We start from the raw sequence: 23,942 nt of genomic DNA, 5'->3' as shown, positions 1-23,942 counted from the left end.
CGGACCGGAGAACACCGTGACCGAGTCATTTGCCGGCAAAGTCGTCATCGTTACCGGGGCCACATCCGGTCTGGGCTTCGCCACCGCAAAGGCATTCGCCGAGGCCGGTGCCAGCGTCGCCCTGGCCGACCTTCGCACTGACGAGTTGATCGCTGCCGCGAACCGTCTGTCCGCCACGGGCCTGACAGTGACAGCTATCGCGTGCGACGTGGCGGACGACGCCCAGGTCGCCGCCCTCGTCGCCGGAACCGTTGAGAGATACGGCGCGGTCGACATCGCCTTCAACAACGCCGGCATCCAGCCCGACGGGCAGAACACCGCTGACGTGTCAGCGGAGACCTTCGACAAGGTCATGGCTGTGAACCTGCGTGGCGTGTGGTCATCGATCAAGCATGAAGTCATTCAGATGCAGAAGCAGGGAGGAGGCGTCATCATCAACAACTCCTCCATCGGCGGAGTCGTCGGCGCCGTAGGACAAGCCGCCTACCACGCATCCAAACACGGTGTCCTCGGCCTCACCAAGAGCGTCGCCCTCGAATACGCGACAGAAGGTATCCGCGTCGTCGCTATAGCCCCCGGGACCATTGACACGCCCCTCGTCGCGAACATCCGCGACAACGACCCGGATACCTACGACCGGATCATGAAGGGTACGCCCATGGAACGAGTCGGCTCGGTCGACGAGATCTCGTCGGCCGTCCTCTGGCTCGCCAGTTCCGGCGCCGCATACGTCACGGGCACCACCCTCGTCATCGACGGTGGCATCACGGCTCAGTAGCACCACACGGTCACCTGCGGCGGACGCGGGCGGGGCTCTTTACTGGCCGCACTCACACCTCATCGGCGTCGGCTACTCGAGTAACGACTGGAAGACATCCCTTAGTCGACGAGCGGCGTCCTGGTCCACCTACGCTGTTGGGTTCAGCGCTCTGCGCGGTGTTCCGTGACCACCAAACAGCGGGGGATTGCCCCGACGCAAGGTTCAACGTTCGGTGGCTGCAATTGAGACCTACGTATCGGTCTTCTCGTGGCCCTTCGGAGTCTGCCGATGGCCGGGGAGGTGGGCTTTCTCGCCGTCATGGTCGAAGATTGTGAGGATTTCGGCGGGACCTTCGTGCGCATGAATCGAATGCGGAGTCATTGTCGGGAACTCGGCCGCTTGGCCCTCGTGAACCAGAATGGTGCGCTCTCCCAGGGCGAGTCGAATGGTGCCGCTGAGAACGGTGAACCATTCGTAGCCGGGATGCACGCCGGGCTCGCCCGTCTCACGCTCAGGGGTGATGCGCATCTTGGCGACGGTGACACCCCGGCGGTCCCGCTCCCGCGAGAGCAGCCACGTCGTTGAACCGGGGCGGGCCTCGGGTTCGGGCCGGATAACCACGTCGTCGTCGCCCTCAGGCTCAACGAGTTGGTCGAGCGTCGTGCCGAGTGCGGCAGCGATGGGCACAAGTTGGTCAAGAGCGATCCGTCGGTGGCCTGTCTCGATACGGCTCAGCGTTGATGCCGAGAGGTAGCAGCGATCCGCCAGCGTATCGAGAGTCCACCCCCGAGCGACTCGCAGGCCACGAATACGCTGCCGTACGACTTCATCAAGCAGTTCTTGCGTCATACGCAACAGCCTATTCGTTTAACGCATTTCGTGCTTACCCTATGAGCATGACCTCAACGACACCGGCCGCTCACGACCACCATCACGCCCGCCCAGGGCACGGACCAGCGCCCGAGAGCGACCGCGAGTTCGCCGAGCTTCTCGATCTGGACGCTGTCCATGCGGCCCCGTTCCTCCGCGAAGCCCTCCTGGCCGCGGCGGCCGCCCTGGGCCGTGAACCACGCGAGATCGTCGACCTTGGTGCCGGAACCGGAACCAGCACCGTCGCCCTCGCGAACCATTTTCCCGAGGCACGAGTGCACGCCCTCGACGCGTCGCCGGGCATGCTCGAACGCCTCCGCGCATCCTCCATTGACACGGGTGTCTCCTCACGGGTCGAGACGCACCTCCTTAACCTCGACGACAACTGGCCTTCGGTCCTGCCAGGGTCGGTCGACCTCGCGTGGGCTGCCCTATCGCTTCATCACACGAATGACCCCGCGCGGGTGTTGCAACAGACGTTCGCCCTCCTGCGGCCCGGCGGCGTCGCCGTCGTGAGTGAATTCACCGGGGCGACCACCTACAGCCCTGCCGACTTAGGAACGGGCCGCCAGTCGCTCGCCGATCACCTGGTCAAGGCTCTGGCGGCCCGCGGCTACCCGGTGGCCCCCGACTGGTCGGAGGCACTCACGGAGGCGGGCTTTGCCCGGATTCAACGGCAGGAGACGACCATTTCCGTCTCGTCGGCGACGCTTGACGGCGCACGGTTCCTTCAACTGCAACTCACGCTCAACCGACAGCTACTCGCCAACGACCTCGGCTCTGAAGACCTCGTTGCCGTCGACGCAGCGATCGTCTCGCTCGCCTCCGACCGTCCCGCGGTCGCGCACAAGTACTACACCTCGGGTCGTGTCTTTTGGGTGGCGGTCCGCCCGGACGGCCGCGGAGCAGACACGGCCGCGACAGGAGTCGACCGATGAGCGACACAATCCGGGCCGACGTGGTCGTAGTCGGAGGTGGAGCTGCGGGATTGGCCGCGGCCGTTGCGCTTGCCCGCTCCCGACGCAGCGTGGTGGTCATCGACGCGGGGCAACCCCGCAACGCAGCCGCAGCAGAGGCGCACAACATTCTCGGACAGGAGGGAGTCGCGCCCACGGAACTCCTTGCTCGCGGTCGAACGGAGGCCACGGCCTACGGAGCACGCATCGTGTCCGGAGTCGCAACCGGAGCCTCCGGCGCAGTCGACGAATTCGTGATCGAGGTGGACGACGGCCGGATGCACGTCTCGGCCCGCCGGGTTATCCTCGCCACCGGCCTCGTGGACGACTTGCCCGACGTTCCCGGCGTCGAAGCAGCGTGGGGGCGGACTGTGCTGCACTGCCCGTTCTGTCATGGCTGGGAAGTGCGCGACCAACGCATCGCCGTGCTCGGCCGCAACGAGAACGCGATCCATCAGGTGATCCTTTTCCGGCAGCTCAGCGACGACGTCACGCTGTTCCTTCACGAGGCCCCCGAGCCCAGTGACGAGCAGTGGGAGCAGCTCGCTGCCCTGAATGTCCGAGTCGTCACACCCCGAGTGGAGCGATTGCTGGTGGACGGCACGTCGGTCCGAGCCGTCGCGATCGAGGGCGGTAAGACGTTCGAGATGGACGCGGTCGTAGTCGCCCCCGTGTTCCTCGCACGGACCGAACTGTTCGAGGCCCTCGGAGGGGTCCCTTTGGCGACGCCGTTCGGTCAACAGATCACCATCGATCTCCGCGGGCAGACCGCGGTGCCGGGCGTGTGGGCGGCCGGGAATGTGAGTGACTTGTCGGCGATGGTCGTCGCCTCGGCCACGGCCGGCCTCATGGCCGGCGCGGCCATTCATGGCGACCTCGCCATGACCGACCTAGCGCTAACCGTCAAGGAACGACGCGAACCGTTCTCCGCCGCTCGAGAGGCCGAGAACTGCGAGCGGATCCTCGGCGACCGCCGGCATGGGCTCTGATCGACCGAGAGTACGGAAACAATGGAGTCCTGCCCGACGGGTGCGAAGACCGCCTTTTCAGAAGCCGAGTCGGTACGGGGACATTGCCCGAAGTCTTTTCACTCGAAACCGGCAGCCCTGTGGAACACCGTCTTGGTTCCGCGTGTGACGCAATAGTCAACTCCCCCCAAAGCCTTAGCCGTCGAGCCAGGTCGCCCCGTCGATATGTGTCATGGCGCAAACCGCTGGAAGTCTTGCCACGGCAACTTCGAGATGTCGTATTTCCTTAGCTGACGACAGGGAGCCACTAGGAACACTGCTCAGAGTCATCCAGTTCACCGCGCGTGCTCTCCCAACTGAAGGTGCTCCTTTGAGGTACACCTTTTGCGACATGAAGGAGGTTGCTAAGGGCGGCTCTTGGCAGTGCATCTGCTATTTGCGCCATTGCGCCGTAACGCGTTGGGGCGCACCCGGATGAGACAGGCGCGCCTCCCTGGCAGAGGAGTCGTTCCTGAGGTATCGCGATCGGCCAGTCGTGGCCCGCAAAGATAGGTGTTTGGCCCGTTTGGACGGCCAGATGGGCCGCACGTCTTAAAGGAGGTCAGCTGTTCATCGGTCGGGTCGTTGAGGCTGAACTCGCCGAAACATGGCTCCGCCCGTCGTCTCAAAAACTGTGAGCCCTGAACGCTGTTTCGTAAAAGACAGCGTTTAAGAATGAACAGTGTTTAATTTGGTGTTACGCTCGGATCATGACCGGAAAAGATGCAGCACCCACCACGTCGCGTGCACGGTGGGTGGAGCAGATCGCGGCGCTTGACGCCCCTGCAGCAGCTGTACGAAAACGTCGTGAGCCATTGACCGTCTCCCGAATTGTTGAGGCCGCACTCGCGATCGTCGAGGCGGAGGGGTTTCCTGGGGTGACCATGCGTCGCGTCGCGAGTGCGCTCGGAGCCACGCCGGGTGCCCTCTATGCGCACGTCCGCGACAAGTCCGAACTCGACGACCTCATGGTGGGGCGTCTCTGCGCCCGCGTTGAGCTCCCCGAGCCGAATGCGGCGATGTGGCAGGAGCAGATCCTGGACGTCTGCCGGCAGCTGCGCGACCTTTACTTGCAGTACCCCGGTATCTCGCAAGCGGCCCTGCAGGCCGCCCCGCGGAGCCTCGACACTCTCCGCATCAACGAGGGCCTGCTCGCCATCCTGATCGACATCGGCGTCACTCCACGAACTGCGGGCTGGGCCACCGACGCGCTGTTTCTCTACATCGCCGCCTACAGCGCGGTCTCGCTTCGGCGGCACTCCGACGGCGACGAGGCGGCGGAAGCTGCTGACCGCGAAGAAGTCCTCGAACGGTTCCTCATGCTCCCCGAAAGCCGTTTCCCGAACACGGTGACGCATGCCGCCGAGTTGACCGCGGGGGAGGGGCATGACCGCTTCGACTTCACCGTCACGATGATCCTGGGAAGCGTCGACCCGCAGCACTAAGCCACCGGGCGCACACGCCCGTCACACGAACCGTTACAGCTACCCGAAGCGACCCTTGTCGCGCCCCTCACGGGTGCCTTCGCCGTGCCCGGCGACCGTCGGGTCTTGTCTCCGCGCCGAAAACCGATCGTCGCGACCCCAGTCAACATTCACGGAAGGTCTCATGAACTCCGCCGCCTCACCCCAACCCGCCACTGGAACGCCTACCGGCGGCCGTGCCTCGGCATTGCCCTCCAGGTGGATCGCACTCATGGTGCTCAGCCTGGCGCAGCTGATGGTCATCCTCGACTCCACCATCGTCAACATCGCCCTCCCCACTGCCCAACGAGACCTCGTCTTCTCCAACGACGATCGCCAGTGGGTCGTGACCGGGTACGCCCTCGCCTTCGGAAGCCTGCTGCTTCTCGGCGGCCGGCTCTCCGACCTCTTCGGCCGGAAGCGCCTGTTCGTCATCGGCGTGATCGGTTTCGCCGCTGCCTCCGCTATCGGTGGCGCGGCGGTTGGATTCGATATGCTCCTCGTCGCCCGCGTAGCCCAGGGTGCGTTTGCAGCCCTTCTCGCACCGGCCGCGCTGTCGCTTGTGTCTGTCACGTTCGCCGACAACGCCGCTGACCGCGGACGCGCCTTCGGTGTCTTCGGTGCCGTGTCCGGTGCCGGTGGCGCTCTTGGCCTGCTCCTCGGCGGCATCCTCACCCAGAGCGTGTCCTGGCGCTGGTGCCTCTACGTCAACTTGATCATCGCCGTCATCGCCCTTGTCGGCGCGCTCGTCTTCCTCCGCGAAGGCGAGAAACCCTCCCGAGTGCGCCTCGACATCCCCGGGACCATCACCGCCGTCCTCGGCCTGGTAGGCATCGTCTGCGGACTCGGAAACGCTGCCTCTGCCGGATGGACCGACGGCTGGACCCTCGGCAGCTCCATCGGCGGGCTCATCCTGATCGTGATCTTCATCGTCATCGAACGCCGCGCAGCCCACCCGCTCCTTCCCCTCGGTGTCCTCCTGGACCGCACTCGGGGAGCGGCTTACCTTGCCATCGGGATCTCCGGCATCGGGTCGTTCGCCGTGTTCCTGTTCCTCACCTACTACCTCGAGGACACTCTCGGGTTCACGCCGATCCAGACCGGCATCGGCTTCCTGCCGATGGTCGGAATGCTCATCGTCGGGGCCGGGGCCGCGGGAGCCGCCCTCATGCCCCGCTTCGGCCCGCGCCCCCTCGTCGCCGCCGGCTGCACCCTCGCCGCCATTGGCATGGCCATCCTGACCACGATCGGCATCCACACCACCTACGCCGGCGGTGTCCTTCCCGCCCTCCTCATCCTCGGCCTGGGCCTCGGCCTCGTCTTTGGACCCGCCCAGAACGCCGCGACCAGCGGTGCAAAGTCCGACGAAGCCGGCGTCGCCTCAGCCCTCGTCAACACCGCCCAGCAGATCGGAGGTTCCATCGGCACCGCCGTGTTCAGTGCCCTCGCCGCCTCGACCATCGCCAACTACCTCCACGACCACGCCGCCACGGCGCGGCAACCAGCCACCGTTACCGCCGCGACACTCTCCAGCTACCACCTCGTGTTCTGGATCGCTGCCGGCACGTTCCTTCTCAGCGGCATCGTCGCCGCCCTCCTGTTCCGCAGTGGACCTCTTCCCGTCGCCCCTGACGCCGAGTCATCCACCGCGGCATAATCACCACTCACCCCAGAAAGGACACACCCTCATGAAGGCAGTGCAGTTCCACGAATTCGGCGGCCCCGACGTCCTGAAGATCGTCGACCTCCCCGACCCGCACCCCGCCCATGGTCAGGTTCGGATCAGGGTTCACGCCGTCGGCATCAGCGCATCCGATCCGAAGATCCGCTCCGGCGCACTCTCGTTCGGTGCCCCGCTCCCGCAAGGCACAGGACGCGACGTCGCCGGTGTCGTCGACGAACTCGGCGAAGGCGTCACCGACGTCAAAGTCGGCGACCGCGTGTTCGGGATCTCGGACGACGGATACGGGGCCGCCGACTACGCGCTCCTGAGCATCTACGCGGTCATCCCGGTCTCGCTCGGTTTCGTCGACGCGGCAGGCCTTCCTGTCGCACTCGAAACCGCCACCCGGGGCATCGACCAGCTGAACGTCACCGATGGCACCACTTTGTTCATCAACGGCGCCTCGGGCGGCATCGGCAGCACCGCCATCCAGTTGGCCGTCGCCCGCGGCGCGCGGGTCATCGGAGCGGCCAGCGCAGCGAACCAGAACTATCTTGCGCTCCTCGGCGCAGAACCTGTCGTCTACGGGGATGGCATGGTCGACCGCGTCCGCAAGATTGCCCCCGATGGCGTCGACGTCGCACTCGACGTCGTCGGCAATGGAATCCTGCCCGAGCTCATCGAGTTGACCGGTACCGCACAGAACGTCATTACCCTCGCCGACTTCGACGGCTCCAAAAAATACGGCGTCCACTTCAGCAATGGCTTCGAAGACGGCCACGGCTTCCATTCGCTCGCGACCATCGGCGCACTCATCGAAGCGGGAAAGTTCTGGCTTCCGATCGACAAGACATTCCCCTTCACTGGTATCGCGGAAGCGCACCGAGTCAGCGAAACCGGCCGTGTCCGTGGACGACTCGCGGTCATCGTCAACTGATGGCAGCTCTAGCGTGCGAGAAACAGTGGTCCCATGACGACGAGGCCGACGAGGCCCTTTCACGCACCTGACGCCACCACGAAAAGGTCGGATCACGTCACGAGAAGTCGTGACGTCGATTCCTCCGGCCCAGTCGAATAGCCAAGCCATATGCACAACGAGAGGTCAGCCCCCGATGACTACGTTTGATTTGCCCGATCTCACGACCGTCAACGAGACGGCCCTGCTGGTCGCTCTGCGCCGGGCCAGCGAGTCGACGCGTCACGACGCCATGTTCCATGACGTCCTGGCCGAAACCGTCGCTGCCCTCATCCCTGATTTGTCGATGTCGCCGGCGTTTTGGCAAGCCGCACACGAGATGGAGGAACTCAGCGGAGACGCCGTCGCCCTGCGCACACAGCACTTCGATGAACAGATCCAGCGTGCAGTACGCAACGGAGTCCGGCAGGTCGTCATCCTCGGAGCCGGGCTGGACGCACGATCCCACCGCCTGAACCTCAACCCCCACACGCGGTTCTTCGAGATCGACCAACCCGCCGTCCTCAACGCACGACACGCGCTTATCGACGCAGCAGAACTCACACCCAAATACCGCACCCGAACCATCGCGGCCAGCATTCCACGCGACGACCTCAAGGAGAAACTGCGACTCGAAGGGTTCGACCGAGCAACACCGACGGTGTTCGTGGCAGAAGGTCTTGTTTTCTACCTGTCTGCTGACGACCTCAGACGGCTCCTCATCGACATCAGTGCTTTGTCGGCACCGGGAAGCCACTTGCTGGCCGACTATCCCGCCGACCGCCCACTCCACACTCACGACGACGGCGCCGAAACGTCCGTGACTGCCACCTTTGACAAAGATGCCAAATCCGGCCCGTGGGAGCTGTTCGAATCAGCTGACTGGCTACTGGGCTGCCGGTCTCTGACGAATTTGGCCGCCACCTACGGCCGTGCGCTTCCCAGGGAGATCGACGCACTGCGCGGCGGCGCGCGGTGGTGGTACGTAGGCGCCACTCGGGTCTGAACCCGCCCCGCGAGAACCCTCTTGCGAAGTTGCTCATGCGCAAACGCGCCACCCCCGGTGGCGGGCACGGACAGCGAGGACTACGCCCTCGATCGGGAAGACAAGGTAGCCGACCAGGACGGCGACATGTGAACCGGTCGTCTGCAGAGATGCCAGCAGGAGCGAGAGGGCAAAGACGAGGACCGCGATGACAATCGGCGCGAACCATGCGGTCGCTTTTTCACGACGTGTCCAAGCACGGGCCGAGCTGACCCAGACAAGACCGACGATGGCGCCGACGAAGGGAACGACGATCGACCCGGCAACCAGGACTACGACCGCAGCAATCGATGACGCGCGCCCTGGCGCGGATTCCCTTTCAACAGATGCCTCGTCCATACCGGTACCAGCTTCGGTCCTTGCCTCGGCCGCAATGAAAGCCGGGTCACCGAGCTCGCTGATACGGGCGTGCGCCGCCGCAGCATCAAGACCCAGCAGTTCCTCCCGAACGCCGGCGACGATGTCGTTCCGCACCTCGGGAGCAACACCATCGAGCTCGTTTTCGAGCTCTGCAAGGTAGGCGGTGACGTTCTTGGGGGTGGTGTCGGTCATGAGTCGTCCTCTCCGACGAGTCGGTGCACGGTGGCGGTGAAGGGCCCCCACTGGAGGCGAAAGGCCTCGAGTCGGGTAGTCCCGGCTGGCGTCAGGCGGTAATACTTGCGGACCGGGCCCGCCGCGGACGCCTCGTCGTACGCGGTGGCAAGACCCTGGGTGCGGAGGCGGCTGAGAATCGGGTACAGCGTGCCGATACTGGCGATCATGCCAGCCTGCACCAGGCGCTCCGAGAGCTGCCAGCCGTACATCGGCTCGCCTTCGAGCAGCCCGAGCACGCAGTACTCGACCACACCCTTCCGCAGCTGCGCTCCCACATCTACTGTCATGCATGGCAAGATACCTTGCACTGCACGCTACCGCAAGGTCACGCGGTTGCCGGGGTTTTCGTCACACCGTTCAGGAGCCAGGAAATGCTCGTGGCGACGAGGTTTCGTGCAGGGCCAAGGTGAGGCTCGTCGAGCAGCTTCGCTCCGTGCGTCTGCAGCACGAAGGCGGCGAACCCAATGACGTGCACCAGGAGAATAGGGACGGCTGCATCGGTGCCCGCGGCGGCGACGCCGTTGTCAATCAGGAGTTGCCGGACCTTCACCCGGATCCTGGTCGCGTTCGGCCCCGGTGACGCCGCTCGATCCAGAAAGAGTGTCGCCAACTCGGGTCGTTCCATGATCGCATCGAACGTGTCGAGCAGAAGCTTCGTCAAGCGGCCTCTCTGATCAGAGTCGTCGGTAGTCGACAGGGGAGAGACGCCAACGTCTTTCAAGGCATCGTCGACGAGGGCGTCGAGGAGCGCGGTCTTGCTCGCCACCCATCCATACAGCGCGTTCGGCGCCACCTCGAGACGCTTGGCGAGGGATCTCATCGTGAGGTTCCCGAGTCCCTGCTCGGACGCAATGATCCGCGCGGCGTCGAGAACGCTTTCGCGGGTCAGGCCGGCGTGCTGACCGAGATCTCGAGGCATATTCCGATTCTACCCAAAAGCTGGACGCTGTACATCGCGAGGTGTACAACGTACAAGTAGCCGGAAAATCCTTCGGCACGGACAGAGAAGACCTCCCATGAAGATCACCGCTCTCGAAGAGCACTTGATGACCCCTGCCATCGTTGAGGCGTGGAAGACCGCCCCGGATGAAGCCCGCGACCAGTACGCCACCTTCAATTCACGAGGCGTCCTCGGTGAACGGCTTCTCGATGTCGGTCTGCGCCGCATTTCCGACATGGACGACCAGGGCATCGACGTCCAAGTGCTGTCGGTGACGACACCGGGCGTGCAGAATCTCTCGGCTAAAGAGGCGGTCCCGTTGGCACGTGAGGCGAATGACGCCATCGCCGCCGCGGTCCGCGCGCACCCGGACCGGTTCGAGGGCTTCGCCACCCTGCCGACCCCGGACCCCGAAGCCGCAGCCGCGGAACTTCGCCGGGCGGTGACGGAGCTCGGGTTCATGGGAGCGATGGTCCACGGCCGGACCGGTTCGAAGAACGCCGACGATGCCATCCACGAGCCGGTATGGAGGGCCGCCTCCGAGCTGCGCGCCCCGATCTACCTCCACCCGCAAATGCCCGTCATTCCTGTCCGTGACGCTTACTACGCCGACCTCGACCCTTTCGCCTCGTTCGCGCTCGGCGGGCCAGGCATCGGGTGGCACTACGAGGCCGGGATCCAGGCCATCCGCATGATCCTTGGCGGCGTCTTCGACCGGAACCCCGGACTCCAGGTTGTCCTCGGTCACTGGGGCGAAGTCGTCCTGTTCTACACGGAGCGCATCGAAAAGCTCCAGGACTGGGCGAATCTCGGCTTGAAGAAACCCATCCTCGAATACTTCAAAGAAAACCTGTCGTTCACCGGCAGCGGCGACCTGAGCGACCGGTACCTCGCCTGGACCAAGGACGTCGTGGGAACCGATCGCATCCTCTACGCCACCGACTACCCCTTCATCGACACCGACAAAGGCCGCGCCCGCGCCTTCCTCGAATCCGCCGACCTCACCGAGGCGGAAAAATCGGCCGTCGGCGCACGAAACTGGGAACGCCTCACCGCGCACCTCCGCTGACCAAAAGCCCCACGCGCCTCTCGGCCTACAAGGTGCATAGCTCACGCGAATTGCAGGGGCGGCGCTGCTTACCTGGCGCTGCCCTTCTCCATGTCGGACGTCGCGGCCGGAGGATGGGGCTCCTGGTGCTCGAGCGCCGCTCGGATCTCAGCCAGGAGGGGAAGGATGTCGCGGACCGTACGCTGCTGGACCGATGTCAGGTCTTCGAGGAGCCCCACCAGCAGGCTTTCCGCCGCCTCATCGTAAACAGCCAGCTGATCCCGAGCGAGATCCGTGAGGCCCACGAGCATGCTCCGAGCGTCTGCTTCGTTCGCTTGACGTGCGACGAGCCCGTTCTTCTCCATCGCGGCAACGAGATTGCTGACCGTCGGGCGCGCCAGTCCCAATTGACGGCCGAGCGACGTAGGGGTCTCCCAGCGGTGGGGCAATAGCCGGCGGAGCACCTCGATCTGCGCATCCGGTATCGAGGGCAGGCCCGCGCGCATGCGTGAGCCGTTCAGGAGCGTCCTTCGGAAAGGGCCGATCTCCTCGCTCAGGCGCCGAGCAACCGCGCTCAGATCAGACCGGCTTTGAGAATCATCCACGCCCAAAGGCTAACCGCACCACAAGTACGTTTGCAACAAACGCAATTGTGGGTGATAGTTGCTTCATGAGCATTCACACCAGCGTCGACAGCCCTGCACCTCAGCAGGATCTGAACGCGATCATCGGACACCGGTTCATCTACACCTACGCCAACGGCTGGCAGTACGAGATGTACGTCAAAAACGACACCACGATCGACTACCGGATCCACTCCGGCATGGTCGGCGGCCGTTGGGTCAAAGACCAGAACGTCGACCTCGTGGGCCTTGGCCGCGGCGTTTTCAAGGTCTCGTGGAACGAGCCGACCGGCACCAGCGTCGTGGTGAACATCGTGCCGGAGGACAGGGTTCTGCACGGCACGATCTTCTTCCCACACTGGGTCGAACTCGACGGGTCAAAGACGGTCCTTTACCAGAATGACCACCTCGAACGCATGCGGCAGTTCCGCGACGAAGGCCCCACCTACCCCATCTACGTCGTGCCCGAGTTCGCGCACATCACCCTTTTTGAGTTCGTCGGGGTCGACGACGAGACTGTCATCGACACCGCGCCGGCAGACCTGCCGGCGGGCTTCGCCGACAGGAGCAACTGAGATGGGTACGGCAAATCCCGATGCCACCCCGGTGACCCTCGAGCATCGAGGTCAGCTTCTCCGGGGCACCGAGTACCAGCCGGGAACCGGTACGCAGGTGTCTCCCTCTGTTCTTCTCGTGCATGGCTTCAGTGATTCCAGTGTTGGCCCGCAACGACTTTTTGTTCAGATGGCGCGGCAGTTGGTGTCGAGAGGCGCTGTGGTGCGTCTCTACGACCGTCTGGGGCAAGGACTGAGCGACGGGGAATTCGAAGACATCACCCTCCGCGACGAGATTGAGCAGGTGTCCCGGATGATCGAGGCTTTTGCTCGTGATTCGGGCGGGGCCATTCATGTCATCGCCCACAGCTTAGGAGCTGTGGAATCGGCGATCGCCGCCGCCCGACACCCGGCACTTGTTGCAAGCCTCACCCTGTGGTCCCCGGCGGGCGTGGTCGTTGACGACATCACGGTGAAAAACGAAATCCAAGGGCAGTCCCTCACGTCAGTCGCAGCCAATGGCGGCTTCGATTTCGGAGGCATGTGGCTTGGGCAAGCGTTCATCGACGATGTGCGGAACAATCTGGACGTCTATCAAGAAGCTTCTGGTTATCCGGGCCCGGTAAGGGTTTTGCACGGAACCAAGGACCGCATCGTGCCCACCGAGTACGGTCGCCGCTACGCCGACCTGCTGCCCGATGCGACCTTCATCGCCGTTCCAGGTGCCGACCATGCTTGGTCGCGGGTGACTTGGCGAGAAGAACTGCTGCGACACCTCGTCGCCCATCTGATGCTGCCCGAGCCACAGCCATTGTGATGCCATTAGGCGTCCTGCGGGTTTCCAGGTTGACTCAGCACCGACTCCCGGTCGCTGGCGTCGCCGGGCATCTATCTACCCTCGGCTCTTATTACGCCTCGTTGAGTCGATTGTTCGGCATGTTCAGATGACGGCGGTACCTCGAAAAAGCGTCATGGTGCGCCCGCCAACCCACACTCGCCCGTCTTCATCGGGCATGATGCGGATGGTCCCGGCCCTACCCAACCGTTGGCCCTGTGACACCTGGTACCCACTCGTGAACAGTCCCTCGCCGATGAGCCATTGCCCGATGGAGGCATTGATCGAGCCGCACACGGGATCTTCCGGGACACCGATTCTGGGGGCGAACGCACGGACCTCGAACGTGTCAGCGGAACTCGCCGGGTAGGCGCCGATCACGCCGACCATCGCGTCAGGAAGAGACGACAAATCTGGCTCCAGCTTCAGGACCTCTTCTGCTGTGGCGAGTTGGATGACGCACCAGCCGGGCCCGTTGTCCACCCACTGATGGGCGACGACGTCGTCGACGGAGAGACTGAACGACGTCGTGATGTCTGCCAAGTAGCCGGCCTCGATCGGGCCGGATCGCACCGTCGGTGGCGCTTGAAAAGAGAGAGCCCCTTCGTCCCGGCGCAATGACACCAGACCCGCTTGGCACTCCTGCACGATGACGTCTGGCCGCTGCGGAACACCGCCGTTCTCCACCCACGCATGCGCTGACCCAAGAGTTGGGTGCCCAGCGAACGGCAACTCACCACCAGGCGTGAAGATACGAACACGATAATCCGCATCCGAATCGGTCGGTGTCAGGAGGAAGGTCGTCTCGGAAAGGTTCGTCCACTTCGCCACGCGGAGCATTTCTTCCTCGCTGAGTCCGTCGCCATCGAGAATCACAGCCACGGGGTTCCCTAGATATGGAGTCGAGGAGAAAACATCTACCTGAGCGAACGCTCGACTTTTAGTCATGCGCCAATCGTTTCATGTCCGCGCCGGTTCTGGTGTTGCTCTCCGGGCGCCATTATTGTGTTGCGCTAGGTACACCTCAAAGCGATCCAGTCTGCGGGCCCGATTGGCGTCGCTTTGGAGTCCAGAATCCTCACTTGCGACAGATCTGATCAGCGGTCTGGAGGAGTCGCCACAGGGGAGTTCCGTTCTTCATTCCCGGAAGCCATGCGTTTCGGCACAGTTTGTTATGAGATCCCGGCAACGAGCTTCACGCGACATGACGAAAGCCCAGGCGGGTTAGGTCTGGGCTTTCGTAGTCGTGCTTGTTACGCGACTTCGAGTTCTTCTTCCGCGTCGGCGAGGTCGACCTCGGTGGGGGTAGATTCATCGACGATGGGTGCCGTAGCGGCGACTCCGGCGACCTGCGTGAGCTCGGCACCGTTGGTGGCACCGGGCCAGCCGATGGCTTCGTCGGCGCCGCGGAGGTTGCGGAGCCACCAGGCCCAGTCTTCGGGAACGAGGCTGAACGGGTCGGCGTAGCCGAGCAGGCGCGCGGCGTACACAGGCCAGTGGGCGTTCGCGAGTGCGGGGCGGCCGAGGTAAACGAGGTCGAGCAGCTCGTTCTCGATCACGCGGTTGGCGATCTCGGGCTGGCCGAGGTTCCAACTGGTGGCGACAGGGATCCCGACTTCCTCCTTCACGCGGGTGGCGTTCTTGACCATGCCGCCGAGGGTCCCGATGGGGATGTCGCCTTGCATGTCGTCGGTGTTGAAGCCGATGCTGAGGTCGGCGAGGTCGAGGCCGTGCTCCTTCATCCAGCCGATGGCGGTGATTGATTCGTCGACGGTGGCGCCGCCCGGGTGCAGGTCGTCGATGCCGAGGCGCATGGTCAGCGGGATATGGTCGGGCAGCACGGCGCGGACGGCGTCGAGTGCCTCCAGGTGGAATCGGGTGCGGTTCTCGAGGCTGCCGCCGTATTGGTCGGTGCGGTGGTTGGCGAGCGGGGAGAAGAACTCGCTGCCGAGGTAGCCGTGGGCGAAGTGCATCTCGACCCACTCGTAGCCGGCCTCGACGGCGCGGCGGGCGGTGTCGGCGTAGTCGTGCATGAGCTGGGCTATTTCTTCGACGGTGAGTGCGCGTGGCACATAAGGCATGTCGCCGCCGTAGGCGATGGCGGAGGGAGCGCGGGTCTCCCAACCGGCCTCATGCTCCGGGGGAAGCATGTGGCCGCCCTCCCACGGGGTGACGAGGCTGCCCTTGCGGCCGGTGTGGCCGAGCTGGATTCCGGCGACGCCGCCCATCGACTTGATCATGTCGACGACACGCTTGTGGCCTTCGATCTGGTCGTCGTCGTAGAGGCCGGCGCAATGCGTCGTGGTGCGGCCGTCGGGGGTGATGGCGATCTGCTCGGGGAACACGAGACCGAATCCGCCGGCGGCGCGCGCGCCGAGGTACATGAGGTGGAAGTCGTCCAACTTGCCGTCGGTCGAGCGGTACATGGTCATCGGGGACATCGCGATGCGGTTTCGCAGCGTGACGCCCTTCAGCGTGTAGGGCGTGAAAAGGTTCGGCATCGGGATCCTTTCGAGGGGGCGAGGGTGAGAGTGAAATCAGTGGACCATCAGCGAGTGCCCGCGACGATTACGCGGCCGTTGCCGATCGGTAACTTTTTGCTCACGCACGCCGGCGGCGGGTGAGAGGTAGGCGGACACGAGCGTCCCAGTGGAGAGCTGCGGCTTCCGCGTAGCGGTCAAGTACCACCTCGACGAGTTCTTGCGGCGCCTGACCCTTCGTGACCAGCAGGGGATCGCTCACCAGGTCCGCGTCCATCGCGTGAGCGAGGTCGTTGAAGTAGCCGGGGGCAAGCAAGTACGTGCTCACGGCGACTCGAGCACCAGGGTCTCCCTCCCGGGCGTTCCTGATGGCGTCCGCCAGCGGTGGCTGAGCCGCGCTGATGAACCCGACCCCCACGTCCCGGTGGATCAGCGCTCCCAGGCGCCGTGCCATCTCGAAGCAGTCCTCGACGGCGCGGGCGTCGGTCGAGCCGGCGCAGGCAAGCACCACACGATCGTCCCGGCGGAGTCGTGCCTGGCCGAGTCGCCGCGCAAGGAGCCGAGCGATGCGGTCGTCGGGCCCGAGGGCGCGGGCGATGGCGACATCGCGGTCGACTTTGTCGGCCTCGTTGACGAGGTCGACGTGGACGTGGAATCCGGCGCTGAGCAAGAGCGGCACGATGACGGCGTCGTCGTCCGGCGGAAGCGACGACAGCACGGCGGGCACGTCGGGCATTTGTACGTCGACGTGGCCGCCCCGGACCGACGCGATGGCAACCCTCGCGACTGCAGCAACGAGGTTCTCGACGGCGAGCTGGCCCGCGGGCGAGGACGTTCCGTGTGAGATGGCGAGCAGGGCGGGCGGGCTCGCAGCGAGGGAGAGCGTCACGGCAGCTCGATCTCGACCATGCCGTCGACGATGCGGCTCGGGTAGCTGTCGATGCTGAGGCCTGGGTGCGAGAGGCCCGCTCCGGTGCGGAGGTCGTAGACCTCCTTGTGGAGCGGCGAAGCAAGAGTCGGGGCGTCACCGCGGGAGCCGACGATACCGCGTGCCATCACGAACGCACCGGTATGCGGATCCTGATTTCCGACCGCGTAGAGCTCATCATCCGAGACTTTGATGAGCGCAATTTGGTGGCCGTCGAGCAGGACGGTCTCGCCCCAGAGCGGCTCCAACTCGGCGGCCGGGCAGGCCATAGTCCAGGTCATGCACCGACGGTACGGCGGCCGTGTTTCAGCGAGGGCCGAGTCGCGTTACGCGCGCGTGAAACAGCCCTCACACGCCCGGCGGGGCAGCGTGGGGTGGTTGTAAAGACTTCGACACACAGCAGAAACGGCACCGTCACGGCCCTCACGTAGCGTCGGCGTCTATGACGACCACGCGCGAGATCCTCATCATCGGAGGAGGCCCGGCCGGCCACCGCACGGCCGACGCCCTCCGAGCTCGCGACCCGGAGCTTGCCACTCGCATCACAGTGATCTCCGAAGAAAGCCATGCGCCCTACGACCGGGTGGCCCTCAGCCGGCGACTCCAGGCCGACGTGGACCTCTCGCTGGTATCGCAGACCGAGTGGCACCCCGATCACGTCGCCGTGCTCTCCGGAGTGCGCGCGACCGCGATCGACACCGCCAACCACGTGGTCGAGACCGATGACGGCCGCCGACTGGCTTATGACGAGCTCGTTCTGGCCACCGGTTCCTCCGCTCCTGTGCCCGACATTCCCGGAAGCGAACAGATCCGCGTCTATCGCACCATCGATGACGTCGACTGGCTCCGCGCCGAGGTCGACCGACTTGCCACCGCTTTCGACCGGCCGCCGCGCGTCGTCGTGGCCGGAGGCGGGCTGCTCGGGCTGGAAGCCGCGGGCGGACTCGCCGCGCGAGGCGCTCAGGCCGCACTTGTCCACTCCGGGCCGTGGCTCATGTCGGCTCAGCTTGATCAGGGCGCCGGTCAGGCGCTCGGCCGGGTGATCGCCGGCAAGGGAATAGCCCTGCACCTCGGCACAAGACCCCGCGACCTGCAGCTCGCGGAAGACGGTGTGACGGTCACCGGAGTGAGGCTGAACAACGGGCAGAAGCTCGAAGCTGACCTCGTTGTCTTTGCCATCGGCATCACCCCGCGCGACGAGCTAGCGCGGGCCGCAGGGATCGAGCTCGGGCCGCGCGGCGGAATCGCGATCGGCACCGACTGCCGCACGTCTGTACCGGACGTCTTCGCGGTCGGGGAGGTCGCCTCATTCGAGGGCCGCTGCACCGGCCTCGTCGCCCCGGCGAACGCGATGGCGGAGGTCGTCGCCGATCGGCTGCTGGGCGGCTCGGCCGAGTTCACCAGCATCGACGACGCCACGAAGCTCAAGCTCGCCGGTGTTGACGTGGCCAGCTTCGGAGATGCGCTCGGTGTGACCGAGGGGGCGTTGGAGGTCGTTTACGCGGACCCTGTGCGGGGTGTCTACCAGAAGCTCGTCGTGACCGACGATGCGAAGACCCTGCTGGGCGGGATCTTCGTCGGCGACGCCAGCCCCTACTCGTTGCTGCGTCCGCTACTTGGCACTGAGCTCGCCGACGAGCCCGGCGCCTACTTATCGGCCGCCGGCGGTGACGGCCCGGCGAACACCGATCTGCCCGACGCAGCGCTCGTGTGCTCCTGCAACAACGTCACCGCGCACACCATCCGCGACGTCGTGCATGGCGTGGGCACCCCGGACGGTGAGGCCTGCACGGAACTTGGGCCTCTGAAGACGTGTTCGCGGGCGGGGACGCAGTGCGGCTCGTGCGTCCCCCTTGTGAAGAAAATCCTGGAGACCGAACTGCTGAAGTCGGGCATGGCGGTATCGAAAGCCCTGTGTGAGCACTTCCAGCTGTCGCGCCAAGAGCTCTTCGAGACCGTCCGCGTTACCGGCCTCACCTCGTTTGACGAGATTATCTCGCGCTACGGCACCGGCCGTGGCTGTGACGTGTGCAAGCCCACCGTTGCCTCCGTGATCGCGAGTCAGCATCAGGGCTACATTCTTGGCGAAGGTCGAGCAGGTCTGCAGGACACCAATGATCGCGCTCTGGCCAACATGCAGCGTGACGGCTCGTACTCAGTCATGCCGCGCATGGCCGGCGGGGAGATCACGCCCCAGAAGCTGGCCGTCCTCGCGCAGGTGGCCATCGACTTCGGTCTCTACACAAAAATTACGGGCGGGCAGCGCATCGACATGTTCGGGGCCCGACTGGACCAGCTGCCTGACATCTGGAAGCGGCTCGTCGACGCCGGGTTCGAGTCCGGTCAGGCATATGGCAAAGCGCTTCGCAACGTGAAGAGTTGTGTTGGCTCGACCTGGTGCCGTTACGGCGTTCAAGATGCTGTGAGCATGGCCGTGATGCTCGAACACCGATATCGGGGTCTTCGTGGCCCCCACAAGTTTAAGTTCGGTGTGTCAGGGTGCGCACGGGAGTGCGCTGAAGCTCGCGCGAAGGACGTGGGGATTATCGCAACGGAGCAGGGCTGGAACATGTACGTCGGCGGCAACGGTGGTTATCAGCCCGCCCATGGTCAACTTCTTGTTGGTGACCTCGATGACGCCACCCTCATCAAGTACATCGATCGTTACATGATGTATTACATCCGTACGGGTGATCGGTTGCAGCGCACCGCCCGCTGGATTGAAGAGATGGAGGGCGGCCTCGAGCACGTCTACGACGTCGTGGTCAACGATTCTTTAGGACTCGCGGATGAACTCGAGGCGGCGATGGCAAAGCACACCGAGAACTATGAGGACGAATGGGCTGCGACACTGCGCGATCCCGAACGGCTCCGCCGCTTCCGCACCTTCGTTAACGCCCCGCACGAGCCTGACCCGAGCCACCTCCGAGTGCCCGAGCGTGGGCAGGTGCGCCCGCCGACTGATGAGGAGCGTGCTGACGGTAAGGGCGTTCTCCTCTCCGGCCCGCGCATCCCTATGCGGGGCGAACTGTGACATCTGGCCGCGTCGTCCTGGTTGGTGGCGGACCTGGCGATGAGGATCTTCTGACCGTCGGCGCCGTCAAAGCCTTGGCCCAGGCGGACGTGGTGCTGTTCGATCGTCTCGCTCCGCATCGGCGTCTCGCCGAGCTGGCGCCGCACGCACGACTTATCGACGTGGGTAAGACGCCGGGGCACCACCCGATACCCCAGGACGAGATCGAGAAACTGCTCATTCAACACGCTCATGCAGGATCTTTCGTGGTCCGCCTGAAAGGAGGCGACCCATTCGTCTTCGGTCGCGGTGGAGAAGAAGTGCTGGCCTGTCGCCGGGCGGGCGTGGAGGTCACTGTGATTCCCGGCGTCTCGAGTGCCGTCGCCGTCCCGGCCGCCGCCGGCATCGCCGTGACGCACCGCGAGGTGAGCCGCATGTTCACCGTCGTCTCAGGTCACGCGCCCCTGAACGAAACCGAGCTCGCTGGTCTCGCTGGTCTCGCGAGCACCATCGTCGTGTTGATGGGAGTGTCGAACCTGCCACAGATTACCCAGGGGCTGATGCGTCACGGCCTCCCGGCGTCCACTCCAATCGCCGTGATCGAACGCGGCTACACCATCGAGCAGCGCTCCCTCTTTTCATCGCTTGACCGGATCCTCTACGACGCGGCCACAGCCGGTGTCACCTCGCCCGCGGTCCTTGTCATCGGCGAAGTGGTAGCTTTCGCCAATCGGGAAGACCCGAACTCCGCCTTCGTCCTTGACGCGGCGGCCTCGCTCGCTCCGCTGGAATAGCGCCCATGAACGACGTTCCCCCCGGAGCCGAATCGCCGGCGGTCGGCTTCCGCTCTGACCAGCTCGACGGCTTCCGCATCGGCGTCACGAGTGACCGCCGATCGGCGGACCTCATTGACGCCCTTAAGCGCCGCGGGGCGACCGTCCTCCACGCACCCACCCTGACGATGGCCGATCGGGTCAATGACGATCCGATCCTCGCCGACACCCGCACGATGATCGACGCCCGCCCGGACGTCCTCCTCGCCACAACGTCGTACGGCATCCGACGTTGGTTCGAAGTCGCCGACGCGGGAGGTCTCGGCGACGACCTGCTCACCGCTCTGGCCGACACCACCATCTTGGTCCGCGGCCCTAAAGCGCGGGGCGGTATCCGTGCCGCTGGCCTGAACGACACCGGAATGAGCGACCAGGAGACGACCGCGAGCCTCGTCACCAAGACGCTGGCCGACTTTCCCGAGCCGAAGACTGTCGCCATCCAGCTTCACGGCTACACCGATGAGCACCAGCTCGACCGGCTGCGGGCCGCCGGGCACCGCGTCCTCACGGTTGCCCCCTACCGCTGGCTCAGCCCGGACACCTCGGACGCCCGCGTCGAGCGGCTCATCGAAGCGATCGCGGGGCAGCAGCTCGACGCAGTCACATTCACCAGCGCGCCCGCCGTCGACGCCCTCTTCAGCACCGCCGAGGCCCTCGGCCGACTCTCGGAAGTCGCCGAGGGATTCCGCTCGGCCGTCCTGGCAGCAGCGGTCGGTCCCGTAACAGCCAGCCCGCTGATCACCCTCGGAATCCCCGTGATTCAACCCGATCGGTTCCGCCTCGGCGCCCTCATCAAATTGGTGTGCGATGAGCTTGAAACAAACCGTGTTGTCCGACTTACTACACAGCACGGCGAACTCGAACTCCGGGGAGCCGTCCTCCTCGTCGACGGAACGCGCGTCGTTCTCCCACCCACATCCTTATCGATCCTGCGCACGCTAATCGCTGGCCGAGGCGACGTCATCTCGCGCCCAATTCTCGCAGCAGCAACGCCAGCTCTTCTCGATGACCACGCTCTAGAAGTCGCATTCAGTCGATTGCGGCAGACGCTTCAACGTCCCGGTCTTATCGAAACCGTCATCAAACGTGGCTACCGGTTGTCCATCTAGGCGAGGCTGACGGTACAAGAAGGTGTTAAAGACGTCGACGTCATTCTGGGCAATCTGCCCTCGCACCCTGCGCGACGCCCACGTCTTCGCTCAAGAACGCTCACGGTCGTAGGCGCCAGCCGGCTCACCGAATAGAGACGATGCGCGGTAAAGGGGCGGGGGGTTCAAACTACTGCTGTGTCTCGAAACCCTAGTGTTTTGGACCGTCTCAGGGAGAGCTGCCCTGAGTGCTGTGGTTCCGGGGGAGTGAGTGTCTCGTATCTATGTCCCATGAGCGTTGCAGTGTTTGTTGAGTTCGGGGTGTGTTGTGGGATGGGTCGGCGGGGCGGATTTGACCCGAATCAGTACCGCCCCGCCTGGAGTTGCCCGGTGGGGTACAACTCCTGCCGGGAGGTGTGCCTCGACCGGAGTGGCTGACACGGTAACAGCGTGGGGGACGGTTGTCCGGCGGGTGTGTGGGCGACGAGATAGATGACTCGGGTCAGAAAAATAGGCTGCGTCCGTGGTGTAAAGCCCCCGTTGTGGGGGGCCCTGTTGTGGTGTCAGCGTTTAGGAGGACACGTACAGTGAATTTAGTTCCAGTTGTGGGTGAGATGTTCTGACCCGACCTGGTGGGGTGATTGGAATCGTCCCACCATGGCTCACCTACGCTGGGTGTCACTCGGGGCGTCGATGGAGATCGGAGTGCCGCCGCATCGACCCGAATCGGTGCGGCGTTCCCCTCCCTTTCCGCTGAATCGTGGCGGGCTTCCCGAGGGACATGGGTTCGACGTCGATGACGGATCTGAGTCTCGGACAGCGTTTACCGGCGCTCGGGTGTGGCATCTGGAACTGGCTTTCGATGTTCTTGCACGACACCGTCAACTTCTAGGTCGACACTGCCTCGTCCTGAGGGGCCTGTCGGGTCCATGGTGGGGACCGTGTGCTGAGCGGTGAGTCGTGAGTCCGGCCAGGGCCGGCTGGTTGTGCGGCTGGGGGCCACGAGGTCGTTCAAGGTGTCCTGAACCCGTTGAGACATCTCCCCGGCGGCGTGCGTCAGGACATTCTGGAGTTGGTCTCCAATTTCGGTGAGGATCTTGTCGGCGGTGAGGCGGTGGGGTCGAATGCTGTCGAGGATCGCGACGCGATCGTGGAAGTAGTTGTAGACGGTCCCGATTGATACGCCGGAGATCTGGGCGACGTCGCCGGTTGTGAATCGTTCGATCCCGAACTGGGCGATTGCTTCTTCTGCTGCATCCAGGACAGCGGCGACGGTTTTCCGTGACCGTTCTTGTCGAGGGGGTTTGGGCAGGGCCGCCATTTCGTTCTCCCACCGCCCGGCGGGAGTGAGGCATTCCCCATCTCGACTGATGGACGTCCCCGTGAGGGGGTTGCCGGGCGGAGCTGACTTGCTGGTCATTCTCATCTCTCGAGTCGGATGCGTGGGTGGGGCTAGGAGGCAGTGTCTAGCTCGTGTCGGAGGTTGATGAGGCCGTCCCTGAGACGAGTTTTGATCGCGCCGGCGTTCACGCCGAGGGTGTCGGCGATGACGGTGCTGGAGAGCCCGGCGTCGTGAATGAGTTCGACGGCTTGCCGTTGTTTGGGAGTCAACCGTTTCATGGCTAATCGGACGCGCTCGTGCTCGAGGATGATGTCGACCGTTTCGCTGACATGGTCGAAGGGAGCTGGGTGGTCGCGGACTCCGATGAGAAGGTCCCTGTTCCTGTCTGCCTGGGACGTTCGGACCCGGTCGATTGCGCGACGACGAGCGAGCGTATAGATCCAGCTGCGGGCATGGCCCCGGGTTGGATCAAACCGGGCGGCGCTCTGCCAGATGTCGAGGTAGACGTCCTGGGTGACTTCCTCGGCCTGGGACGGATCAATGAGCACACGGCGGATGACGTCGAAGGTCGATTGCCTCGTTTGGCGGTAGAGCGCATCGAACGCGTCAGTGCCACCTTCGGCTATCCGCATGAGTAGCGCGTCCTCAGCCGCGGCATCGAGGTTGTGGGGGACGGCCTCAGGCATGGATGTTCCTTTTGAAGGGGCTGGGGCTGGGCCGAGAGTTATCGCCAAGCGGTGACGTGATCTGAAAGTTCATCAAAGTCCGGCACGAAAGTCAGTCGGCATTTCGGGGTACATGCGGGGTGGCGGTGCCCCCCGTTCGGGGCGAACGGCGCATCGGACCCAACCGCTGGGGGCAGGGCGTCGAACACCTGTCATCGGGCAGACGCCCACAAACCTTCCACCAAAGGATCACCAAATGTTCAAGATCTCCAAAGCCGGA

At 64.5% G+C, this 23,942-nt stretch carries 24 protein-coding genes; 13 read left to right on the top strand and 11 right to left on the bottom strand.

The window, feature by feature from the left end; translation table 11 throughout:
• Positions 1 to 16 precede the first annotated feature (16 nt).
• Positions 17 to 778: an SDR family NAD(P)-dependent oxidoreductase gene (locus ABEA39_RS15320; protein WP_345376816.1), complete on the top strand. Its 762-nt coding sequence runs from the start codon at positions 17 to 19 to the stop codon at positions 776 to 778.
• Between the two features lie 231 nt (positions 779 to 1,009).
• Here ABEA39_RS15320 and ABEA39_RS15315 read toward each other — a convergent pair whose 3' ends face one another.
• Complete coding sequence (locus ABEA39_RS15315) at positions 1,010 to 1,609, bottom strand: helix-turn-helix domain-containing protein (RefSeq protein WP_345376815.1); 600 nt, start codon at positions 1,607 to 1,609, stop codon at positions 1,010 to 1,012.
• A 47-nt stretch (positions 1,610 to 1,656) separates the two neighbouring features.
• Between ABEA39_RS15315 and ABEA39_RS15310 the strand changes: the two genes are divergently transcribed.
• The 6 genes from ABEA39_RS15310 (at position 1,657) to ABEA39_RS15285 (ending at position 8,680) form a co-directional block, all read left to right on the top strand.
• Positions 1,657 to 2,568 (top strand): class I SAM-dependent methyltransferase, encoded by a 912-nt coding sequence (locus ABEA39_RS15310; RefSeq protein WP_345376814.1) that lies wholly within the window; start codon positions 1,657 to 1,659, stop codon positions 2,566 to 2,568.
• Positions 2,565 to 3,575 (top strand): NAD(P)/FAD-dependent oxidoreductase, encoded by a 1,011-nt coding sequence (locus ABEA39_RS15305; RefSeq protein ID WP_345376813.1) that lies wholly within the window; start codon positions 2,565 to 2,567, stop codon positions 3,573 to 3,575. Before ABEA39_RS15310 ends, ABEA39_RS15305 begins: the two co-directional genes overlap by 4 nt.
• A 728-nt stretch (positions 3,576 to 4,303) precedes the next feature.
• Positions 4,304 to 5,038: a TetR/AcrR family transcriptional regulator gene (locus tag ABEA39_RS15300; RefSeq protein ID WP_345376812.1), complete on the top strand. Its 735-nt coding sequence runs from the start codon at positions 4,304 to 4,306 to the stop codon at positions 5,036 to 5,038.
• A 250-nt stretch (positions 5,039 to 5,288) separates the two neighbouring features.
• Positions 5,289 to 6,713, top strand: a complete 1,425-nt coding sequence (locus ABEA39_RS15295; RefSeq protein ID WP_345376811.1) for a DHA2 family efflux MFS transporter permease subunit — start codon at positions 5,289 to 5,291, stop codon at positions 6,711 to 6,713.
• A 31-nt stretch (positions 6,714 to 6,744) separates the two neighbouring features.
• Positions 6,745 to 7,656, top strand: coding sequence for an NADP-dependent oxidoreductase (locus ABEA39_RS15290; protein WP_345376853.1), 912 nt, complete (start codon positions 6,745 to 6,747; stop codon positions 7,654 to 7,656).
• Between the two features lie 175 nt (positions 7,657 to 7,831).
• Positions 7,832 to 8,680, top strand: coding sequence for a class I SAM-dependent methyltransferase (locus ABEA39_RS15285; protein ID WP_345376810.1), 849 nt, complete (start codon positions 7,832 to 7,834; stop codon positions 8,678 to 8,680).
• A gap of 33 nt (positions 8,681 to 8,713) precedes the next feature.
• On the opposite strand, the gene ABEA39_RS15280 is transcribed toward ABEA39_RS15285, so the two are convergent.
• From ABEA39_RS15280 to ABEA39_RS15270, 3 genes are read right to left on the bottom strand one after another with little or no spacing between them, the layout of a single operon-like run.
• A complete protein-coding gene (locus tag ABEA39_RS15280) occupies positions 8,714 to 9,271 on the bottom strand; it encodes an HAAS signaling domain-containing protein (protein WP_345376809.1) in 558 nt (185 codons plus the stop codon).
• The gene (locus ABEA39_RS15275; protein ID WP_345376807.1) at positions 9,268 to 9,600 is read right to left on the bottom strand and encodes a PadR family transcriptional regulator; all 333 of its coding nucleotides are present in this window, start codon (positions 9,598 to 9,600) and stop codon (positions 9,268 to 9,270) included. Before ABEA39_RS15275 ends, ABEA39_RS15280 begins: the two co-directional genes overlap by 4 nt.
• Positions 9,601 to 9,638: 38 nt before the next feature.
• Positions 9,639 to 10,232, bottom strand: a complete 594-nt coding sequence (locus tag ABEA39_RS15270; protein ID WP_345376805.1) for a TetR/AcrR family transcriptional regulator — start codon at positions 10,230 to 10,232, stop codon at positions 9,639 to 9,641.
• A 97-nt stretch (positions 10,233 to 10,329) separates the two neighbouring features.
• Here ABEA39_RS15270 and ABEA39_RS15265 point away from each other — a divergent pair, with 97 nt between their 5' ends.
• Positions 10,330 to 11,322: an amidohydrolase family protein gene (locus ABEA39_RS15265; protein WP_345376804.1), complete on the top strand. Its 993-nt coding sequence runs from the start codon at positions 10,330 to 10,332 to the stop codon at positions 11,320 to 11,322.
• 68 nt (positions 11,323 to 11,390) lie between these two features.
• On the opposite strand, the gene ABEA39_RS15260 is transcribed toward ABEA39_RS15265, so the two are convergent.
• Positions 11,391 to 11,906 (bottom strand): MarR family winged helix-turn-helix transcriptional regulator, encoded by a 516-nt coding sequence (locus tag ABEA39_RS15260; protein WP_345376803.1) that lies wholly within the window; start codon positions 11,904 to 11,906, stop codon positions 11,391 to 11,393.
• 65 nt (positions 11,907 to 11,971) lie between these two features.
• On the opposite strand from ABEA39_RS15260, the gene ABEA39_RS15255 reads away from it, so the two are divergent.
• Positions 11,972 to 12,499 carry a phenolic acid decarboxylase gene (locus ABEA39_RS15255; protein WP_345376802.1) on the top strand — a complete coding sequence of 176 codons (528 nt, stop codon included), beginning with the start codon at positions 11,972 to 11,974 and terminating at the stop codon, positions 12,497 to 12,499.
• Between the two features lies 1 nt (position 12,500).
• Complete coding sequence (locus ABEA39_RS15250; protein ID WP_345376801.1) at positions 12,501 to 13,295, top strand: alpha/beta hydrolase; 795 nt, start codon at positions 12,501 to 12,503, stop codon at positions 13,293 to 13,295.
• Between the two features lie 123 nt (positions 13,296 to 13,418).
• Here the strand turns inward: ABEA39_RS15250 and ABEA39_RS15245 are convergent, their stop codons facing one another.
• The 4 genes from ABEA39_RS15245 to nirD all read right to left on the bottom strand — a co-directional run bounded on the left by ABEA39_RS15245 (position 13,419) and on the right by nirD (position 17,002).
• The gene (locus ABEA39_RS15245; protein ID WP_345376799.1) at positions 13,419 to 14,261 is read right to left on the bottom strand and encodes a PhzF family phenazine biosynthesis protein; all 843 of its coding nucleotides are present in this window, start codon (positions 14,259 to 14,261) and stop codon (positions 13,419 to 13,421) included.
• Between the two features lie 305 nt (positions 14,262 to 14,566).
• On the bottom strand, positions 14,567 to 15,814 hold the full coding sequence (locus ABEA39_RS15240; RefSeq protein WP_345376798.1) for an NADH:flavin oxidoreductase/NADH oxidase: 1,248 nt from the start codon (positions 15,812 to 15,814) through the stop codon (positions 14,567 to 14,569).
• 100 nt (positions 15,815 to 15,914) lie between these two features.
• On the bottom strand, positions 15,915 to 16,682 hold the full coding sequence (locus ABEA39_RS15235; protein ID WP_345376797.1) for a sirohydrochlorin chelatase: 768 nt from the start codon (positions 16,680 to 16,682) through the stop codon (positions 15,915 to 15,917).
• Entirely contained in the window at positions 16,679 to 17,002 is a 324-nt protein-coding gene (gene nirD, locus ABEA39_RS15230) for a nitrite reductase small subunit NirD (protein WP_345376795.1), read from the bottom strand. The genes ABEA39_RS15235 and nirD overlap by 4 nt, the downstream gene beginning before the upstream one ends.
• A 161-nt stretch (positions 17,003 to 17,163) precedes the next feature.
• Between nirD and nirB the strand changes: the two genes are divergently transcribed.
• Genes nirB through ABEA39_RS15215 form a run of 3 tightly spaced genes read left to right on the top strand, consistent with a single transcriptional unit; the run spans position 17,164 to position 21,676 of the window.
• On the top strand, positions 17,164 to 19,755 hold the full coding sequence (gene nirB, locus ABEA39_RS15225) for a nitrite reductase large subunit NirB (RefSeq protein WP_345376794.1): 2,592 nt from the start codon (positions 17,164 to 17,166) through the stop codon (positions 19,753 to 19,755).
• Complete coding sequence (gene cobA, locus ABEA39_RS15220) at positions 19,752 to 20,528, top strand: uroporphyrinogen-III C-methyltransferase (protein ID WP_345376792.1); 777 nt, start codon at positions 19,752 to 19,754, stop codon at positions 20,526 to 20,528. The genes nirB and cobA overlap by 4 nt, the downstream gene beginning before the upstream one ends.
• A 5-nt stretch (positions 20,529 to 20,533) precedes the next feature.
• Complete coding sequence (locus tag ABEA39_RS15215) at positions 20,534 to 21,676, top strand: uroporphyrinogen-III synthase (RefSeq protein WP_345376791.1); 1,143 nt, start codon at positions 20,534 to 20,536, stop codon at positions 21,674 to 21,676.
• Positions 21,677 to 22,478: 802 nt separating this feature from the next.
• Here the strand turns inward: ABEA39_RS15215 and ABEA39_RS15210 are convergent.
• Both ABEA39_RS15210 and ABEA39_RS15205 read right to left on the bottom strand, forming a co-directional pair.
• On the bottom strand, positions 22,479 to 23,075 hold the full coding sequence (locus ABEA39_RS15210; RefSeq protein WP_345376790.1) for a TetR/AcrR family transcriptional regulator: 597 nt from the start codon (positions 23,073 to 23,075) through the stop codon (positions 22,479 to 22,481).
• A 32-nt stretch (positions 23,076 to 23,107) separates the two neighbouring features.
• The gene (locus ABEA39_RS15205) at positions 23,108 to 23,683 is read right to left on the bottom strand and encodes a sigma-70 family RNA polymerase sigma factor (RefSeq protein WP_345376789.1); all 576 of its coding nucleotides are present in this window, start codon (positions 23,681 to 23,683) and stop codon (positions 23,108 to 23,110) included.
• Positions 23,684 to 23,942 lie beyond the last annotated feature (259 nt).

This window comes from Frondihabitans cladoniiphilus (genome assembly GCF_039544345.1).
Taxonomy (GTDB): Bacteria; Actinomycetota; Actinomycetes; order Actinomycetales; family Microbacteriaceae; genus Frondihabitans; species Frondihabitans cladoniiphilus.
This window is presented reverse-complemented; position numbering and strand designations above follow the sequence as displayed.